The sequence below is a fragment of the Leeuwenhoekiella marinoflava DSM 3653 genome (genome assembly GCF_900129005.1).
GTDB classification, from domain to species: Bacteria; Bacteroidota; Bacteroidia; order Flavobacteriales; family Flavobacteriaceae; genus Leeuwenhoekiella; species Leeuwenhoekiella marinoflava.
Genome location: NZ_FQUN01000003.1, coordinates 320,768 through 340,983, shown reverse-complemented (window position 1 = coordinate 340,983; position 20,216 = coordinate 320,768). Strand labels below are relative to the sequence as shown.

At 38.7% G+C, this 20,216-nt stretch carries 15 protein-coding genes; 5 read left to right on the top strand and 10 right to left on the bottom strand.

The window, feature by feature from the left end; all coding sequences use genetic code 11:
- Positions 1 to 39: 39 nt before the first annotated feature.
- Positions 40 to 2,304, bottom strand: a complete 2,265-nt coding sequence (locus BUB91_RS01535; RefSeq protein ID WP_073096111.1) for a patatin-like phospholipase family protein — start codon at positions 2,302 to 2,304, stop codon at positions 40 to 42.
- Positions 2,301 to 4,097, bottom strand: a complete 1,797-nt coding sequence (uvrC, locus tag BUB91_RS01530; protein ID WP_073096109.1) for an excinuclease ABC subunit UvrC — start codon at positions 4,095 to 4,097, stop codon at positions 2,301 to 2,303. Before uvrC ends, BUB91_RS01535 begins: the two co-directional genes overlap by 4 nt.
- A 192-nt stretch (positions 4,098 to 4,289) precedes the next feature.
- Between uvrC and BUB91_RS01525 the strand changes: the two genes are divergently transcribed.
- From BUB91_RS01525 to BUB91_RS01505, 5 genes are all read left to right on the top strand, one after another.
- Positions 4,290 to 4,715 carry an ATP-dependent zinc protease family protein gene (locus BUB91_RS01525; protein WP_073096107.1) on the top strand — a complete coding sequence of 142 codons (426 nt, stop codon included), beginning with the start codon at positions 4,290 to 4,292 and terminating at the stop codon, positions 4,713 to 4,715.
- Positions 4,712 to 5,584, top strand: a complete 873-nt coding sequence (gene rimK, locus BUB91_RS01520) for a 30S ribosomal protein S6--L-glutamate ligase (RefSeq protein ID WP_073096105.1) — start codon at positions 4,712 to 4,714, stop codon at positions 5,582 to 5,584. Before BUB91_RS01525 ends, rimK begins: the two co-directional genes overlap by 4 nt.
- Before the next feature lie 3 nt (positions 5,585 to 5,587).
- A complete protein-coding gene (locus BUB91_RS01515) occupies positions 5,588 to 6,571 on the top strand; it encodes a succinylglutamate desuccinylase/aspartoacylase family protein (protein WP_073096103.1) in 984 nt (327 codons plus the stop codon).
- Positions 6,564 to 7,124, top strand: a complete 561-nt coding sequence (locus tag BUB91_RS01510; RefSeq protein ID WP_073096101.1) for a 5-formyltetrahydrofolate cyclo-ligase — start codon at positions 6,564 to 6,566, stop codon at positions 7,122 to 7,124. Before BUB91_RS01515 ends, BUB91_RS01510 begins: the two co-directional genes overlap by 8 nt.
- 92 nt (positions 7,125 to 7,216) lie before the next feature.
- On the top strand, positions 7,217 to 8,320 hold the full coding sequence (locus BUB91_RS01505) for a PAS domain-containing sensor histidine kinase (RefSeq protein WP_164917810.1): 1,104 nt from the start codon (positions 7,217 to 7,219) through the stop codon (positions 8,318 to 8,320).
- Positions 8,321 to 8,324: 4 nt separating this feature from the next.
- Here the strand turns inward: BUB91_RS01505 and BUB91_RS01500 are convergent, their stop codons facing one another.
- From BUB91_RS01500 to porZ, 8 genes are all read right to left on the bottom strand, one after another.
- Positions 8,325 to 8,930, bottom strand: coding sequence for a lipoprotein signal peptidase (locus tag BUB91_RS01500; protein WP_073096097.1), 606 nt, complete (start codon positions 8,928 to 8,930; stop codon positions 8,325 to 8,327).
- Between the two features lie 113 nt (positions 8,931 to 9,043).
- Positions 9,044 to 9,676 carry a DUF4097 family beta strand repeat-containing protein gene (locus tag BUB91_RS01495; protein ID WP_073096095.1) on the bottom strand — a complete coding sequence of 211 codons (633 nt, stop codon included), beginning with the start codon at positions 9,674 to 9,676 and terminating at the stop codon, positions 9,044 to 9,046.
- A 66-nt stretch (positions 9,677 to 9,742) separates the two neighbouring features.
- Entirely contained in the window at positions 9,743 to 10,126 is a 384-nt protein-coding gene (locus BUB91_RS01490; protein WP_073096093.1) for a TraR/DksA family transcriptional regulator, read from the bottom strand.
- A gap of 7 nt (positions 10,127 to 10,133) precedes the next feature.
- A complete protein-coding gene (ileS, locus tag BUB91_RS01485) occupies positions 10,134 to 13,544 on the bottom strand; it encodes an isoleucine--tRNA ligase (protein WP_073096090.1) in 3,411 nt (1,136 codons plus the stop codon).
- An 809-nt stretch (positions 13,545 to 14,353) separates the two neighbouring features.
- Complete coding sequence (locus BUB91_RS01480) at positions 14,354 to 14,740, bottom strand: hypothetical protein (RefSeq protein ID WP_073096088.1); 387 nt, start codon at positions 14,738 to 14,740, stop codon at positions 14,354 to 14,356.
- Positions 14,741 to 14,766: 26 nt separating this feature from the next.
- The gene (locus tag BUB91_RS01475; protein ID WP_073096086.1) at positions 14,767 to 17,172 is read right to left on the bottom strand and encodes a TonB-dependent receptor; all 2,406 of its coding nucleotides are present in this window, start codon (positions 17,170 to 17,172) and stop codon (positions 14,767 to 14,769) included.
- A gap of 9 nt (positions 17,173 to 17,181) precedes the next feature.
- Entirely contained in the window at positions 17,182 to 17,898 is a 717-nt protein-coding gene (gene recO, locus BUB91_RS01470; protein WP_073096083.1) for a DNA repair protein RecO, read from the bottom strand.
- On the bottom strand, positions 17,898 to 20,171 hold the full coding sequence (gene porZ / locus BUB91_RS01465; protein ID WP_073096081.1) for a type IX secretion system anionic LPS delivery protein PorZ: 2,274 nt from the start codon (positions 20,169 to 20,171) through the stop codon (positions 17,898 to 17,900). The genes recO and porZ overlap by 1 nt, the downstream gene beginning before the upstream one ends.
- Between the last annotated feature and the right edge of the window lie 45 nt (positions 20,172 to 20,216).

The following is a 20,216-nucleotide window of genomic DNA, read 5'->3' as shown; positions in this document are numbered from 1 at the left end:
AATATCGTAAAACAGATGCCTAAAAGGACTAATTTTTTCTTAAAACCAAAATCCTAAACTGAAGTTCCAAAATACCTTATCAACTTCTGGTGAATACGAGAGTTTGGTCTGAAGTGGCCCAACTAGGGTCTCTAAACCATAACCTAGATAATAGCCTGTATAATCTGGAGTACTAAGCCAGTTACCTGAAGTAAAAAGGTCATTTTCTATATTCGCAAAATTACCTCCAAAATTCAGATGATTTTTTCGGTAAAAATTATAATCAAAATTGATTTGTGTCTTAAGCAGACCATCACCAGAAATACTGATCAAATCATAACCGTAAAAGGAAACCAGATTATTTACAAAATCATTACCCCAACCTCCCAAAACAAAGTCTAATGTAGAATTACTTGCTGCACCTATTTTAAAACCTCCTTCTGTATCTATAAGCATCGAAAATTTTGGGAATAGTGTTTTTGCATATTTGATTTGCGCTTGAGCAATAGAGAATTCTTCAAAATTTTTATTGTAATCTGAAGAAAACATATAAAAATGAAAGTCTCCATTAAAATACCAGCCCGAAGTTGGGAAGTATTTATTGTCAAAAGTATCAAGCAATAAATTGCCGTAAGTACTGTAGTAATGACTGTTATCAAAATATACTTTACTATCTGGGTCGTCCATCAACCGCACACTCTCTGTATCAATTTTTAAAAATTTATGTTCTAATCCCAAGTTCAATGAGAATTGTTTTTGAAACAAGGTCTGGAGATACACCTGATTGGTTAAATCTGTATAATCTACTGTTATAGCATTGAAACTTTCTAGAGGCAAATCACTTACCTGTTCTACAAAACGCGCATCTATTTTACGCTCAAAGCTGTTGTAATTAGATCGTAAACCAAAACCAATATAAAATCCATTATCACTGTAATAATCAAAGTTATACCTAATATTATCACCCAGAGCCAGATCAAATGAAGCTATATCATTCTTAAATAAAACGCGCTTCTTAGTAACATTCATCAAAGCGGCACTTTTATAAATATCATCGTAGTGAATGCCTGCTTTAATATAGGTTGTTGCTTCGCTTTCGCTCAGATTGATCTCCAAGTGATACTGCCCATCATCGTACCGCTCTAACTTGTGATTAATCCGCTGAAAGTTATTGCTTGCTGCCAGATTATTAATACCATCAAATAAAGCTCCGTAAGTGGTTCTTGCCGGAGTTTTAATCTTCAACTTTCCTAAAATATACGAGCGGGTATAATAGGTATTCCCATCAACACCTACACTTCTTATCATAAGCGTATCAGTCTCGTTTATTTTTAATGGAGGCTTTGTAAATTCTTTTTGCTGAAGTTGAACAAGCGCTCTAAAATCAGAGTCGTACTCTTTAGCTTTTTCTTCTCCGCCTTTAATTATGGCTGCACCTTTATCAAAATCAACAACGGTAAACCCTGCAATATTGGGTTTAATATAAATATCGGTTTGAGCTACTTTATGCTTCATAGCCTCAATAGTGCGGTAATTATTGATTTGAAGAAGCATTTCTGGAGCACTTTTGAGCTCGCTTTTACCTCTCAGGTCATCCTGCACATCAACACCTATTATAAAATTAGCACCCCTTCTGCGCAATTCTTCAACCGGATAATTGTTCACAACACCACCGTCTATCAAAATTTTATCATCTAAAATCACCGGACTAAATAAGGAAGGAAGCGCTCCACTGGCAGTGATTGCTTCAGGAAGACAGCCCTGGTCTAAAACAATGGCCTGGCCTTTTTCAGCATCTGTTGCTATGCAAAAAAAGGGTATTTCCAATTTTGAAAAATCATTGACCTCCTGAACGTGATGTGTTAATTCAGTAAAAAGATTGTAGATGTTTTGCCCTTTAGACAGCGCAGAAGGAAAGGAAATTTTAAAATGATCAAATGGTAAACTGATGGCATACTTTTCGGCATCTGCTCGTTCATAAAAAGACCGTGCACTTCTGGGTAAATCATCTTGTATAAGCTTGTCAAAATTTACCGCTTCAAAAATAGAATCTAATTGATGTGCATTGTATCCTGAAGCATAGAGACCTCCTATAATCGCTCCCATACTCGTACCACCTATATAATCTATTTTGATTCCCGCTGCTTCTATCTCTTTAAGCACACCTATATGCGCTAAACCTTTTGCACCGCCACCGCTTAAAACCAGACCAACTTTTAGATTTTCACCCTTAGGAAATTTACTGAAATCTATACTCGTACTGTCTTGCGCATAAGTTGCCCAACTTAATAAAACTAAAACGAGTAGACAGTGGTGTGCTTTCATTCTTCCTGATGATAATGCGTATAAATAATCTTTGCTTTTGCAGGGCCTATAACTTCTGCCAGAGCTTCCTCTTTGGCAGCTTTCACTTTACTTACCGATCTAAAATGCCGCAGCAAATCAACCACGGTTTTTTCTCCAATTCCACTTATGGTTTCTAATTCTGTAGTAATAGCAGCACTACTCCGTTTATTTCTATGGAAGGTTATCCCAAACCGGTGCGCTTCATTCCGCAATTGTTGTATCACTTTAAGCGTTTCACTTTTTTTATCAAGATACAACGGAATCGAATCACCCGGATAAAATAACTCTTCTAATCTTTTTGCAATACCTATGATTGCTATTTTACCACGCAGACCTAATGCTTCTAAAGCTTTTACTCCAGAAGAAAGTTGCCCCTTTCCGCCATCAACAATAATAAGCTGTGGTAAGGGTTCATCTTCATTCAGCAAACGTCTGTATCTTCTAAAGACGACCTCTTCCATAGACGCAAAATCATCAGGCCCCGTTACAGTCTTGATATTAAATTTACGATAATCTTTCTTACTGGGTTTTCCGTCTTTAAACACAACGCAGGCCGCTACAGGATTTGTTCCCTGTATGTTTGAGTTATCAAAACACTCTATATGCCTGGGTTCTACCGAAAGTCTTAAGTCAGACTTCATCTGAGCCATAAGTCGATTTACATGACGATCAGGGTCTATGATTTTGGTTTGCTTAAAGCGTTCCATCCTAAAATATTTGGCGTTACGCTCAGACAACTCTACAATACGTTTTTTGTCTCCCAGTTTGGGTACTGTAACCCGTATGCCATCTCCCAGATCTAACTTAAACGGAACATAAATTTCTGAAGATTGCGAGTTAAACCGCTGTCTGATTTCTATGATTCCTATTGCCAGTAATTCTTCATCAGACTCATCAAGCTTCTTCTTAAGTTCTAGTGTGTGCGAGCGGATAATCGCCCCATGAGAAAGCTGTAAAAAATTGACATAGCCATATCCTTCATCAGACACGATACTAAAAACATCTACATTGTTAATCAAAGGGTTTACAACCGTACTCTTTGCTTGATAGCCTTCTAAAACGTCTATTTTTTCTTTGATACGCTGGGCGTCTTCAAACTCCATCGCTTCGGCGTGCGCTTTCATTTGTGAACGAAAGCGGTGCAGCGAATCTTTAAAATTTCCCTTTACAATATCACGTATAGCATCAATATTATCATGATACCTTTCCGCAGAAATTTTATCCTCACATGGGCCCAAACAGTTTCCTAAATGATATTCTAAACAAACTTTATACTTCCCGGATTCTATCTTTTCTTTAGACAAATCGTAGTTACAAGTACGCAGCGGATAAAGTCCTTTTATAAGATCGAGCAACGTGTGCACGGTCTTCATACTGGTATACGGACCGTAATATTCACTACCATCTTTTAGTAAACGACGCGTGGGAAAAACTCTGGGAAACCGCTCGTTTTTAATGCAAATCCAAGGATAGCTCTTATCATCCTTAAGCATCACATTATAACGCGGCTGGTAATTTTTAATCATATTATTTTCCAGTAAGAGCGCATCGGTCTCACTGTTTACCACAATATGTTTAATGTTTGCTATTTTTTTTACCAGCAGGTGTGTACGAGCATTGTCGTGTTTTTTATTGAAGTAAGAAGAGACCCTTTTTTTTAAGTTTTTTGCTTTACCTACATAAAGCAACTTCCCCTTCTTATCATAGTATTGATAAACGCCGGGGCTGTTAGGCAGGGTCTTTAGTTGTATTTCTAAATCAAGGATTTTCATGCAAACCAAATTTACGGCTTCTTACTGGCTAAAAAAATTATAAACTCTAGGTATCAGATTAAATTGCTGATGGATTATGGTGTTATATTTACACCCTAATTGTAAGACATTACAACTACCTTTAAAATTGTTTAACCTAGTTTTAAATATCCCCAACTCAAAAAGAAATATGCTTTTAGTAAATTGCGATGCATGGAGAAGATAGTAATAGGACGCACAGACCGAGCAGATTTTCCTGCTCTTGGCTTGAATGATATCGATATTAAAATTGACACAGGCGCTTACACATCTTCAATACACTGCAACCACATTCGTGAAGAAGACAATGTTTTGCTGTGCACGTTTTTAGATCCCAAACATCCGGAATATAACGGTAAAGAAATGCGTTTTGAATCTTATGATATTACAGCTGTTAAAAGCAGTAATGGCGAGATACAATACCGTTATGTGGTGCAAAGCAACATCAGGGTTTTTGAAAAACTCTTTAAAATATCCCTGACTTTAAGTTCGCGGGAAGATATGCGCTTTCCTGTCTTAATAGGCCGCAAATTCCTTACTAAAAAATTTATCGTAGACACCGAACTGACCGATGTCTCTCACGCTCAGAAAGCCTTATGAACATAAAAATATTATCCCGAAACGGAAACTTATATTCCACTGCGCGACTTGTTGAAGCTGCTAAAAAACGCAAGCACAACGTAGAGGTTATAGATCCGCTCAAGTGCGATTTAATTATAGAAAAGAAAAAACCATCGGTTTATTATAAAGGAAGATACCTTTCTGAAACCGATGCGATAATCCCAAGAATTGGTGCTTCTATAACTTATTATGGTACCGCAGTAGTGCGCCAGTTTGAGATGATGGGCTGTTTTACCACAACCGAATCTCAAGCTCTTGTACGCAGCCGTGACAAACTGAGGAGTTTACAGATTTTATCACGAGCACGATTAGGCTTGCCTAAAACTGTTTTTACCAATTACAGTAGAGACGTGGCAGAAATCATAGACCACGTAGGCGGTGCTCCTTTAATCATAAAATTGCTGGAAGGTACACAAGGTCTGGGCGTGGTTTTAGCCGAAACTAAAAACGCAGCAGAATCTGTTATTGAAGCTTTCAATGGTTTACAGGCGCGTGTTATCGTGCAAGAATTTATCAAAGAAGCTAAAGGTGCAGACATTAGAGCATTTATTATAGATGGTCAGGTTGTGGGAGCTATGAAACGCCAGGGAAAAGAAGGTGAGTTTAGATCTAATCTTCACCGCGGTGGTACTGCAGAAGTGATTACACTTTCTGATGAAGAAGAGAATGCTGCTATAAAAGCCGCAAAAGCAATGGGGTTAGGAGTTGCAGGTGTTGATATGCTTCAAAGTGCACGCGGACCGCTTATTCTTGAAGTGAATTCTTCACCGGGTCTCGAAGGTATTGAGAAAGCAACAGGAAAAGACATCGCCAAAAACGTGATACGTTACATCGAACGCGGAATCTAATTTATGACAGGATTTGATGATAAAAACATATTGCACATTCTGGGTGAAAAGATCAAACCCGGCGAAAAGCGCACGCTCAACTTTAATTTGGCAAAACTCTACACGACTACTTCGGTAGAAGTGCCTATAATTATTAATCGCTCTAAAAAGCCCGGACCTTGCGTGTTACTAACTGCAGGCATTCACGGGGATGAGATTAATGGGGTTGAAATTGTACGACAGGTTATTTCAAAAAAAATAAACAAGCCTTCACGCGGTACCATCATTTGTATTCCCGTAATTAATGTGTTTGGATTTCTCAATATGGAACGCGCATTCCCAGATGGCCGGGACCTCAATCGGGTATTTCCGGGTACCCGTAATGGATCTTTAGCGAGTAGGTTCGCGCATCAGTTTTCAACAAAAATTTTACCCGTAGCTAATTATTGTCTCGATTTTCATACCGGTGGCGGCAGTCGTTTTAATGTCGCTCAAATACGAGTAGATCCCAGCGATTCTGAACTTATGGAATTGGCTAAAATTTTTGGCGCACCCTTTATTGTGTATTCAAAAAATATTCCGAAATCGTATCGGTCTACCTGCGCAAGAATGAATATTCCTGTTTTGCTTTTTGAAGGTGGAAAATCTCAAATTAGTGATAAAGATATCGCCAGAGAAGGGGTGCACGGTGCGATGCGTATATTAAAGCATCTTGATATGCTTTCTAAAGATTTTACTCCGCCAGAATTCAATAATAAAGCTATCACTATTGAAAGCAGCACGTGGATTAGAGCTAAATACAGCGGCCTTTTACATCTAAAAACTACTTGCGGAGACTTTGTAGAAAAAAATGAAATCATAGCGACAATCACAGATCCCTACGGATTTTTCAGACATAAGGTAAAAGCTTCCAATGATGGGTATATTATAAATACTAACGAAGCTTCACTAGTTTATCAGGGCGATGCTATTTTTCATATTTCAACAGCTAACAAAACAAATGGATAAGGCATTTTTCAGAAAAAAATATAAAAGCTTACGCGAATCCTTAAGCCTCGAAGAATGCGACAACAAGAGCATTGATATTGCCAATCAGCTCTTAAAATTACCGATCTGGAATGTTGAATTCTACCACATTTTCCTAACTATTGAAAAGCTTAAAGAGGTCAATACCGACTATATACTCAATATTCTTAATGGTAAAGACAAAAATAGTGTCATAGCACAGAGTGATTTTACAAATTCAACAATGCGTCACTTTTTACTTACAGACAATACGTTGATAAAAGTTAACAACTGGGGCATCCCAGAACCTCAGGGAGGTATTGTCATAGACCCGTCACAACTTGATGTTGTGTTTGTACCTCTGCTTGCTTTTGACGCAAAAGGAAACCGACTGGGTTACGGTAAAGGTTTCTATGACAGGTTTCTATCTTCTTGTAAACCTGATTGTTTAAAAATAGGTCTCTCTTTTTTTGAAGCCGAAAAGGAACTCCCGGCTGACAACAACGATATTAAGTTAACCCATTGTATTACACCTAATAAAATACATACGTTTTAACACGACAGCGATTTTTTTGCTATATTCAACCTCCCATTTCAAACGTACACAGTGCTATGTCGAACAAACCTCAAAGCGGTTTTTTTTCATTTATGAAAAAAAAAACCGTATCACCGACTCAAAATCAAGAGGAAAGCTTTTATTATGAACAGGTTGCTGCAATGGTTGGCGCCGGAGGTTGGCATATAGATTTCATCAATAAGAAGAGTTATTTTGACAAGCAAATGAAGACGATTCTTAAAACCCCTGAGCATTACAAGCCTTCTCTTAAACATGCACTTCATTTTTTTGATATGGATTATCATGATACGGTAATCAAAAGTTTTACAGATCTTTCATCTGGAAAGCCTGTTTTTGACGAAGTTATAAAGATGGTCACCTATACTAATCAGACCTTTTGGGCACACGCGATTAGTAAACCTGTTTTGGATAAAAACAATAAAATAATCGGATTAAAAGGTGTTATTGTAAACGTTGATCAAGAAAAAGAACGGGAACTCATGCTTGAAAAAGCCATTGAAACTGTTGAAGCCAACAACTCGCGTCTCTTTACATTTGCCAACTACGTCTCTCACAATATCAAATCACATGTTAACAATTTAGAACTTACCAGCGAACTTGTAGATAGCAACAAACTGCCACAAGATCAAAAAGAACTCTTCAATAATTTTAAGCAGATAGCTGCCAGTCTAAATGGAACCGTTGCGAGACTTAATGAAGTGGTATCAATTCAGAATAAAGCATCAGAACCTTTAAAAACCATTCACCTTGAAGATGCTTTTGAACGTGTTAGAACCAAACTTCAGCCTTTAACTGAGCAAGAGGAAGCCTACCTCTATTCTGATTTTTCTGAAATACCAACGATTGAATACAACCCGGACTTTCTAAACAACATCCTGTACACCCTTATCAAAAACGGTATCATCAATAAAAGTCCTAATCGAAAACCGGAGATCAAAGCCTACTGTTTAGAAAACAATAAAAAACTTTCGCTCATAATAGAAGATAACGGAAAGGGCTACGATCTAGAAGGCAAGACCGATCAGATCTTTCATATGACACGTAATTTTGACAATAATGATAACAGTCAGTCTGTAGGATTATTTATCGTTAAAAATGAAGTAGAAGCTCTAGGCGGAAAAATAGATGTAACAAGCAAACCGGGTTACGGTACTAAATTTACAATCACTTTATAAACGCTTAACTTTTTTCTTTTGCAAAAGCTCTTTTATTAAATACTAACAAAAGCCCTACTCCAGTGCTAATCGCCATATCTGCAATATTGAATACTGCATTAAAAAAGGTGAAATAATCACCGCCCCAGATAGGTAACCACTCCGGAAGATAACCTTCCCAGATGGGGAAATAAAGCATATCTACAACCCTCCCATAAAACAAACCGGCATACCCCCCGTCTTCTGGCATAAAGGTGGCTAATTGTCCCGCACTGCTGTCAAAGACAACTCCGTAGAAAATAGAGTCTATGATATTTCCAAAAGCACCCGCGAAAATTAAAGAGATCCCTACAATAAGAATCTTTGAAGCATTTTTTTTCACGCTATCATAAAGCCAGTAACCTATTAATGGCAGAATACCTATTCTAAATAATGTAAGAATTATTTTACCATAATTACCAGGTATTTTTGCACCCCAGGCCATTCCCTCATTTTCTACAAATAGTATTCTAAACCAGTCAAAAACGACTACCTGATCCTGTAAGACAAAATGTGTTTTAATATAAATTTTACTAACCTGATCAATAAGTAAAATAAGAAGTATAATGCCTACGGCCTTTTTTAATGACATGTGCTTTTTATTAATTGAGACAAACCCTCAAAGTATTATATCGAAATAACAGCTTAACTTTAAGACATGCTTTAAAGCATGTTAGTTTCGACTATCGCGTAAAAATAATTAATTTATTCAGACTGGGTGACTCTTATATCGCCATCTACGCTTTTGAGATTTAAGTGCTGACTTCCATAGGCGTTATTTGCTACTTGGAGTCTCCCATGTCTGGTCACCGCTTCTATCTGATTATCTTCGGTTTCCACCTCAATACTTCCTCTTAATGTATTTACAATTCCGCTTCCGCGAAAAGCATTCAGCTTACAATCACCTCCAGAAAGATTCAGATTTATATACTTAAAAAGACCAGTCAGCTCAACCGAAGCCAAAGAAGAATCTACCCAAAACGCTCTGTTTTTTGGAATTTCAATATTCAGAACAACCGACAAAACCTTATGCGCAGCCAGTTTATCATCTATCTTTTGAAATCCTGGAGCGCGTTTGGTGCGTATCACCCACAATCCGTTTTCTATATATGTATCTAATAAAACGGTTTCAAAAGTTTCACCTTCTATTTCGGCTTTCAGCTCAATAGCATTTGTTTCAACACTCTGAACGTGAATTTGAAACACCTCATCAGAATTCACAAAAACACCTTCCAGACCAGCTGCAGGCTGTGTATACAGCATTTGCTTCTGACTGTAAACTGAAGTTAGCGCAACAAATAGAAAACCTACAGAAAGAAGAAAACGAGATTTAAACATAAAATTCTTTAAACAAAAAACGCTCCGGAAACTCCTGAAGCGTTTTAAAAAATATGTTGATGTCGCTTACTTCTGCATGTTTTTAGCCTCAATACTCAATGTAGCGTGAGGAACTAATTTTAAACGCTCTTTGTTGATAAGCTTACCCGTAACTCTACAAATACCATAGGTTTTGTTTTGTATACGATTTAAAGCGTTTTTAAGGTCACGTATAAACTTTTCCTGACGGATTGCAAGCGCAGAGTTTGCCTCTTTGCTCATCGTTTCACTACCTTCTTCAAAAGCCTTAAATGTAGGTGAAGTATCATCGGTACCGTTGTTACCGTCATTCATATAAGCACTCTTAATAAGATCCAGATCCTTCTGAGCCTTATCTATCTTCTGCTGAATGAGCACGCGAAATTCTTCTAATTCTGCGTCGCTGTAACGTTCTTTGATATCTGCTGCCATAATCTATTTACTGTTTTTTTATAGCCAGCTTTGTTTCTACGTCGTCAAATGCAATGGCTATACCGTTAGTAACTTGCTCTGCAACTTCGAGTTTTGCGGTGAGCGTCTCCGTTTTAATATACTCTAAATTCTCGCTAACGGCTTGCTCGACCTTGCCGTTACGTTGTAATTGTACTTCTATTTTATCGGTCACTTCAAAACCAGAATCTTTTCTTAAGTTTTGAATACGATTTACCAGTTCTCTGGCAATTCCTTCATTTCGCAAATCATCATTCAAAGTAACGTCTAAAGCTACAGTTAATGAACCACTGCTTGCAACTAACCACCCCTCAATATCTTGGGAAGTTATTTCTACATCTTCGGGCGCCAAAGTAACACTTTTTCCGTTAATGTCCACAGTGATTCCCCCCTGATTTTCAATAGTTGCGATATCTGCAGCAGTCATCGCGTTAATAGCATTTGCAACCCCTTTCATAGCGCTACCAAAGCGTGGCCCCAACACTTTAAAATTAGGCTTAATATTCTTAACCAAGATACCCGAAGCATCATCAATGAGCTCTATTTGCTTAACATTAACTTCAGACTTGATTAAATCTTGAACAGCTTCTATTTCTGCACGTTGTGCTTCATCAAAAACCGGTATCATAATACGCTGCAAAGGCTGACGTACTTTTATCTTTTCTTTTGCGCGAAGCGAAAGCGTTAATGAAGATATCGTCTGTGCTTTCTGCATTTTATGCTCCAGAGCTGTAGCTATAAACGCTGCATTACTCACCGGGAAATCTGCCAGATGCACACTTTCTGAAGCTTCTAACTGCGTAAGACCATTAAGATCTTTATACAGGCGATCCATAAAAAATGGCGCTACCGGAGCTCCTAATTTTGCAACGGTCACTAAACACTGATAAAGGGTTTGATATGCCGAAATCTTATCGTGCGCATAATCACCCTTCCAGTAACGACGACGGCTTAAACGCACAAACCAGTTACTTAAATTCTCCTGTACAAAATCTGAAATCGCACGGGTCGCTTTAGTAGGCTCATAATCTGCATAGAATTTATCTACCTGAGCAATTAACGTGTGTAATTCTGAAAGAATCCAGCGATCAATCTCTGGTCTGTCTTTCCACTCGATATCTGCTTCAGCATACTTGAAGTTATCCAGATTGGCATACAACGAGAAGAACGAATAGGTATTGTATAAGGTACCAAAGAACTTACGCTGTATTTCGGTGATTCCGTCAAGGTCAAATTTCAAATTATCCCAGGGATTTGCGTTGCTTATCATATACCAGCGCGTCGCATCAGGACCGTAGGTGTTCAATGTTTCAAAAGGATCTGCAGCGTTACCTAAACGCTTAGACATTTTTTGTCCGTTTTTATCTAAAACCAATCCGTTTGAAACTACATTCTTATACGCAACATCGTCAAAAGTCATTGTTGCAATTGCATGTAACGTGTAGAACCATCCACGCGTTTGGTCAACACCTTCTGCGATAAAATCTGCTTTGCGCCACGTTTCTTCAACTTTCTCTTTATTCTCAAAAGGATAGTGCCATTGTGCATACGGCATGCTTCCGCTGTCAAACCAAACGTCAATCAAATCAGACTCACGATGCATCTCTTTTCCGCTTGGCGAAACCAACTTAATCTCATCAACCACATTCTTATGCAGGTCGATTAAATCATAATTTGCTTCACGCATATCACCCGGCACAAAACCGGCAAACGGATCACTATCCATCACACCTGCTTTTACAGCTTCTGTGATTTTTTCTTTTAGTTCAGCAACCGAACCGATAAAAAATTCTTCTTTACGATCTTCGGTTCTCCAAATAGGCAATGGAATTCCCCAATAACGCGAGCGCGATAAGTTCCAGTCATTGGCATTGGCGAGCCAGTTGCCAAAACGACCTTCCCCGGTTGCTTTGGGTTTCCAGTTGATGCCCAGGTTTAACTCGTGCATGCGGTCGCGCACATCGGTCACTTTAATAAACCAGGAATCTAATGGATAATATAAAATAGGCTTGTCTGTACGCCAGCAATTGGGATAACTGTGCACATACTTTTCAACCTTAAAGGCTTTGTTTTCTTCCTTGAGTTTTATTGCAATCTCGACATCCACACTTTTCTCAGGTGCTTCGCCGTCGTCGTAATATTCATTCTTCACATATTTACCGCCAAACTCTTTAAGCTCCGGTCGGAAACGCCCTTGAAGATCTACAAGCGGTACTAAGTTCCCGTTACCATCTTTGACAAGCATAGGCGGTACGGGAGGTTCTGCCTGCTTAGCAACCATAGCATCGTCAGCCCCAAAAGTTGGTGACGTATGCACAATACCGGTACCGTCTTCTGTAGTCACAAAATCTCCGGCGATTACTCTAAAAGCATCTTGCGGATTGTCATGCGGCTGCACATAATCAATCACCGGCTCATAATGTAATTCCAACAGATCGCTTCCTTTAAATTCAGATAGAACCCGATACGGGATCTTTTTACCTGCTTCACTAAAGTTTGTAAAATCTTCGTCGCTTTCCGCAGCAAAAAACTTTTTAGTAAACTGTTTACCCACAAGAGCTTTAGCACAAACCACCTGTATAGGCTCAAACGTATATTGATTAAAAGTTTTAACCAATACATAATCTATCTTCTTACCAACGGTTAACGCTGTGTTTGAAGGCAACGTCCACGGAGTAGTCGTCCACGCCATCAAGTATTTTTGCCCTTCAAAAGCAGCTAACGGAGAGGCTTTATACGTATCATTTTCAACCACTTTAAACTGTGCTGTTACCGTGGTATCAGTCACATCTTGATACGTTCCGGGCTGGTTCAACTCGTGCGAACTTAAACCGGTTCCTGCTTTTGGAGAATAGGGTTGTATTGTATAACCTTTATAAATAAGGCCTTTATCGTAAATATTCTTCAGAAGCCACCATACGGTTTCCATGTATTTAGGCTTGTAGGTGATGTATGGATCTTCCATATCTACCCAGTAGCCCATTTGCTCCGTAAGGTTGTTCCACACATCCGTGTAACGCATTACTGCATTCTTACAAGCTTCGTTATATTCTGAAACACTAATTTTTGTTCCAATATCTTCCTTGGTAATCCCCAATTCTTTCTCCACACCCAGTTCTACCGGAAGACCGTGAGTATCCCAACCGGCCTTACGTTTTACCTGCTTTCCTTTTTGGGTTTGAAAACGGCAAAAAATATCCTTAATCGCACGCGCCATCACATGGTGAATACCAGGCATTCCGTTTGCAGATGGCGGACCTTCAAAAAAGATATAGGGGTCGTTGCCTTCACGCGTTGAAATACTTTTTTCAAAGATGTCGTTTTCCTTCCAGTAGGCTAAAATTTCTTCAGCCACTTTAGGCAGGTCAAGTCCTTTATATTCAGGAAACTTTGTGCTCATGATATGCGTTTTCTAATAAGTGTGCAAAATTACGGAATTTAGATTAGAAAAAACCCTATAAAAACCTGGGTTAATACAGTGATAATCTCATTGACTATAAATCCGTAAAAAGAAGTGGTTCATATGGGAAAATCTTATCTCATTCACCCCATTCCTTAAAAATTAAAACGAGTACTAGGGCGTATTAGCAATCTACCTTAGGACAAGCCTGTCTAATAAAAGCAGGCTCGCAAGGCTTTAAAAGGAAACAGCTTTTGACTTCGAGGCAAGCCTCGGAATATTTAAATCTCGATTATCGAGTAAATACAAAACCCGAAAAAGTGGAAGTATACATTTAGCTGGTTACAAATTCAGCAATTCTGAGAAGTTAAACTGAAAACTCCCTTTTATGAATATCGATTGACAAAGGCTTAAAAATAGTGTATATTTGATGCTCTTCACAGTGTTCATATTCTCTGGTTAAATGTTTTTTATTAGAGCGGTTTACCTCAATTTTCTAGTTTAAGACTTTAACTTCAGTTCAAGAGTTGCATATATTTACTCCTGACTTCTAAGTGATTCTAATCTCGTTAAGGTTCACTCATAGTTCACCCGTACTTTACCCGAGGTTCACCCGACGTTCACCCGTACATAATGTATAGATAAAGTATAGATAATGCATACACACAGCCTATACAGTACAGGTACTAGTCAACTAAAGCTGCATAGGTCAGACGGATTGCACCTCTACAAAAAAGCTATGCAATCTGGAGTGAGGTGATTAAAAACGCATTGATTAAGCCGGTTTAGAGGGCTTTTAATATCAAATTTTAGTTACCAAAGAATCCTTTTAAAAAATCTTTAAATGTGGGATCGTTTTTATTGTCTTTAGAATAATCAATCATTTTAAAGAATACTGTATCCATATTCTTAATTATTATTAAAGTATCATTTCCCCTATGTTTAATTATTTTATAGGGTGGCTCTAAATCTCCTAACTTAATTAATCTGTTATTTGATAGTGAACTCTTTTTTAATATTGATTGTGTGTTTTGAGAAATATAATTTTCTTTATCTAATTTAATAAAACCACGATTAAGTGCTTTATCACTTTTTATTTCTGTATTTATAGCTTTTTCTGTACTTAATATTTTTTTAGTTTCCGACGTATTAGATAAATCACAGGCTACAAAAACTAAAAAAAGAATACAAAACATAATTTACTCATCACTACAAGATATATTTAAAACGTATACTTCACCGCCAAAATCAAATTCCTACCCGCTGCAGCAATGCCCGATGAATAGGGACGGTAGCGCTGATCTGCGATGTTTTCTAATGCGGTAGTGGCTTTCCAGTTTTGGGCGATTTGGTATTCGCTATATAAATTCAGGGTATACCATCTGGGGGAATAAGGATTTCCATCTGCATCCAGTGCATAGAGGTATGCATTGTTTTGCTGAGAAGGCGCCAACTCATCATAATCAAATTGCCCGTTATACTCCACTGAAGCATCAAATTTCCATTTTTTAAGTCGGTAAATCAGGTGGGTGCTTCCAAACAAAGGTGCTGCGTGACGCAAAGGTGCTGAGCTACCATCATCTTCTTCCTGACTGCCTTCGGTGATTGTAAGGTTTGAAGTCAGTTTTACATGCTTATTGAATAAATATTCAAGACCGGCTTCAAACCCATAAACCTTGGCACGCGCAGCATTCTGAATCGCTTGTACATTACTGGGTTCTCCCTGGTAATCTATTGTGATTTGGCCATTCAAATTAAAATCCCGACGCACCAGAGCATTATTTAAATGGGTATAATAGGTCGCAACATCCAATCGTAATTTTTCACCAATTCTCCAAGTCGCTCCCAACTCAGCATTATAAGCATATTCTGCTTTTAGATCAGGATTGGGAACCACAACAGAACCGGGTTCACTGTCAAAAATCTTTCCGATATCGTCAATGTTGGGCGCTCTAAAAGCAGTGCCTAAATTCAGTTTTAAATTGAAATTTTCTGTGGTTTGCCAGTTTAATCCTGCATTACCGGTGAGGTTTCCAAAACTCACATCAGCATCCTCAAACGGGAAATCATAGAAGGTATCCTCAAAGGTCGCATTGATCAAAATAGGATTGTAGCGCATGCCCGTTTGCAAGGTTAAGCTTTCAGCTAGATTGAATTGTCCGCTTAAATACGCAGCCAGTGATTGCCAGCTGGAATCATCAGGATATCGGCTAGCCGTTGCAGTTTCGGCACCAGACTCGATATCGGTTTGTTTTCCGTAGGAACCTATTTTGTTATACACATATTCCACTCCATAAAAAAGACGGTTATCACCCAATTTTTTAGTAAAATCCAGATCAAAAGAATAGGCATTTACCTGTTCCTGTGAAGTAAAAAGTATAGGATCGCCAAAATCACGATCGTTACGGCTTTCTTCAAAATATTGAATGGCAGCGGTAAGTTTTGCTTCGTCGTAAAAGTCACCGTTCCCTTTTTTGTCGATTTGTAAATTCCCCATAAACCAGGTTTGCGGACCATAATACCAGGCTGCCGAACGCAATTGATCGTTACGTTTACGCGTCAACCGATCGTAGCGCGCATAATCTGAAGTAGTACTGTAATGCAGTCCCAAATTAAAATCCCAAATGTTATTCGGCATAAAACGCACTTTTTGAGTAAGGTTTATGAGATCAAAACCGGTAGGTGTTTGTACACGGGGATTCTCATTTTCAACAATGGCATCTACGCCATTTTGAGTGACAACATATTCGGGACGCAAGTAATCGCTCGGACCGCTCCCGCCCATACGCAAATCGTCAAAATCTGAATAGCTTATACTGGTTAAAAACGCCCATTTTTTGGAGCCGATATTAAAATCAACGTGACCTGTTTTTTCATTATTTGCCGTTGCATATCGGGTAAGAGCCATGCCGGAAAATGCAGTGCCTTCTCCAAAAGAAAAAACCGGTTTTTTCGTATAAAAATTCATTACCCCTCCAACAGCATCACTTCCATAAACCACAGAACCCGGACCTAGAATAACTTCAGTTTGATCTATAGTAAACGGATCTATATTGATCACATTCTGCAGATTTCCGGAACGGAAAATAGCGGTGTTCATACGCACACCGTCAACCGTTAAAAGCAACCGGTTTGTAGAAAATCCACGTATCATTGGGCTACCACCGCCCAACTGACTTTTCTGAACAAAAACTTGTCCGCTCTGCGTTAAAAAATCTGCTGCCGTTTGCGGATTCTTAAGCGCTATATCTTCTGCATCAAGGCTCACTACTTTTTGCGAAACACCTTTAGCTCGTTGCTCAAATTTTGAGACTGAAAGCACCACCTCATTCAGCTCGTTTTCATTATCCGCCAAATAGAGTACATTTCCTTTAGCAATGAGCGCAGCCTTTGTGGTTTTTAGCGTGAGATGAGAAACATGGGTTGCTATAATTGTTTCAGACTTGCTGAATGCTGAGATATCTGCTGTACCATCTGCCCCACTCACTACATAAGTAGATTTTGCGATAGTGTATAACACAGCATTTTCTACAGGCTCCTGAGTTTCTTGATCCAAAACTTTAATAGTTTGGGCCTGCAAAAAGCTCATGAAACAACTAAAAAACAGTAGGGTAATCGTTAATCTCATCAATTAGGGTTAGTTAAAAAGTGAACTGAGAACAGCCAGTGATTTAGGTTTTTTAAAGCCGTGTAAATGCAATTCATAATAGGCCAACAGCATATTTACAAAGTCTGCTCGCCTTTTCTGATTGAGTTTTACACCAGAGAGTGCATCAAAATTTATACCCAACAATGCTTTTAGGGTTTGTAAATTTTCTTCGGAAATACTGTAAAAACGCTCAACGGATTCAAAAGTGCCCGTCTCTAAATTAAAATGCGCATTTTCAACAGCAGAAGTGTCCGGGTAAAAACCTAAATATTTAGTGAGTTCAAGCAAGAAAAATAAATGAAAATTGGCCGTTTGTTGATGCAGGTCAAGCCAAAGAAACGCGTGTTCTAAGAAAGCATATAGTGCCCGGTTCTCCTCTTCTTCTTGTATCGCATTGCGCAGCATTTCAGAAAGAAACAGCACGACACTCGATTTTAAAATATCTGTGTGCAAACTTATATAAGGCTGTATCACTTTTGCCTCGCGAATGCTCTCAAGGGTACCTTTATCTTTATGCATCGCGACAAGTTCTAACTGGGTTGCCGGCTGAAACATAGCGGTACGAAGCTTTCCCTTTTTTGATTTTAAAATACGTCTTAAAATGTATGATTTAACACCGGCTTCTTCGGTAAAACAACGCACAATAAGATCTGCCTCGCCATATTTTAATGCTGAAATTACAATTGCTTTGGTATTGACTAGCATTAGCGAATAAGCATCAGTTTAACAATTTTAGTTTCCACAGCATCTTCGGCAGTAATTAAGATAAAATAAACCCCAGATCTTACCGGATACCTTCCAAAAGCAGTCGTATCCCACTGAATACTCCCGCCCTGCGAGACTTCTTCATAAACCAGATTTCCGTTCAAATCTGTGATTTTTACATTCGCTCGATCTGTTAAGCCATCAACAGTGACCTGCCCGTTAAAATCAGGACGAACCGGATTGGGAAAAACCCGTGCTTTTTCTAAAGTTTCTTGCGCACTTACCGCAGTTCCTGAAAAAGAAACCAAACCTAATGGCGTTGCAAAAAAAACTTCACCAGACGCATTATCGATGCTGATATCCTGAATCGTATTAGAAGGAAGTGGCGAATTGGAGCGATTAAACTGTTGTAAGGTTTCCTGACCAGTAGCGCTGAACTGAAACACACCGCTGTTTACCGTTCCTACCCATTTATTATTATTTCCGTCAACGGCGATAGTTTGTACAACCTGATCGTTAAGCAATTCTAAAGCAACACCATTCTCTTCTATAATCACAGGTTGCGTCTGCACCTCCGGATTTTCAAAAACCTGCGCCGGATTTACTAAAATCCGCAGCCCTAAAGTGGTACCAATCCATAACGTGCCGTTTGCATCTATAGCCAAGGTCTGCACATTATCTGAGGGCAAATTGGAACGTTCTGCATTTAAAAGCTGAAAACTCTCTGCATCAGGATTGTATGCTATTAATCCGCGGTTTGAAGAACCAAAATAAATAGTCCCCAGCCTCCCAATTACAAGTTCTGAATATCCATTTACCTGATCAAAATCCGGTAAAATATCAGCTACGGAAATCCCTTCGATCTGATTTCCGGTTTTATGCGCCAAAGCATTTTCTACCAGGCTGTTCGTCATCCACAAGCTGCCATTACGATCAAAAGCAGCTCCATTTATGCGCACATCTGTGGGATTAATCGAAATATCGCTCAGTCCACTATTTGTCTCATCGTACAACTGCACCGGTATTTCTTCTGAAATTTCAAGAAGCCCGGCATTATACGAACTCATAAAAACCTGATTGGCATCCGCCGGATTGTAAGTGATATTTGTGATGCTGTTTGTATTGAGTAACTCTTCAAAAGGGATATTATACCAGCCGTTTTCTTCGGTTAAATGACTCACTCCGCGCTGCTTCAAAGGATACGGGTTATAAGTCGAAGAATAATCACCGTAAACCATCCAAAGCTGTCCCGGTGCCGCTTCAATATTAAACGGATCATTACCCAAAGGGCCATCTGGCAAGATCTGCAAAGCGCTGGTTGTATTGGTTTCTGAAGCGATTAGGAGTCCGTTAGATTGCGTTCCCAAATAAATCTGACCATCTACTGCCAACCCCGTGTTGTAGGTATCCGGATATTCAGCAAATGTATTAACCGAAGTAGTCAAAACTCCCGCATCGTTGTATATCAAAACCCGATCCTGAAAAGTAATCACTAAAGAATTGTTTGATGCGTTTAGCAATGTGGGAACGGTCTCAAAAGTAGTAATCATGCTGAAGCTGTTTCCATCAGATTGCTGTAAAGTCTGATCTCCTTTTATCCCAAAAAGATCATTTTGTAAGGTTAGAATTCCTAGCCAACTCCCGGGATTTACAGTCTCCCAATTATTAAAATCGATTAAGTTTTCTGCAGCAGACAACGCTCTTCTTAAGCCACCTGTTGGAGAAGCTGCATAAATATAGCCTTCATAAATAGCAGTTTGAACAATATTTAAACGCGCACCATTATCTCCTATAAAATAAGAGTCATCAAACTCCAAACGGGCTAGATCAAACAAGGAAATCCCAAAGCCTGTAGCGATGTACAAGGTATTTTCAAATTCGGTAAAGCTGTTGATTATTTTTTCTGACGGAAGGATCACCGGTTTATCGCGTATGGCAACTACGCTAGAGACTATGCCATTTGGTCTTAAAATATCAATCACTCCCGAGACGTAACCCACAAAAAGAATACCCGTGCTTTCACTAAAATGAATGGCACTAATAGCAGAACCCGTTAACCCGTTTACAGTAGAAAACGTTTCAACTTCATTTGTAACAAGCTCATAACTAAATACTGAATTCTGAGCGGCTGCATAAATTTTAGTATTAGCTTTTGCTACTGCTGTAATGGTATTGTATGAGAAATAACCCGTCCAATTTTCAGTAAAGTCCTGTGCCTTCATCTGGGTAAGATGAACAATCAAAAACAATAAAATCAAGATGCTGCTTCTCATAAAATGCATTTAGCACGGCAGTTAAAAGTACAATTTATGATATAA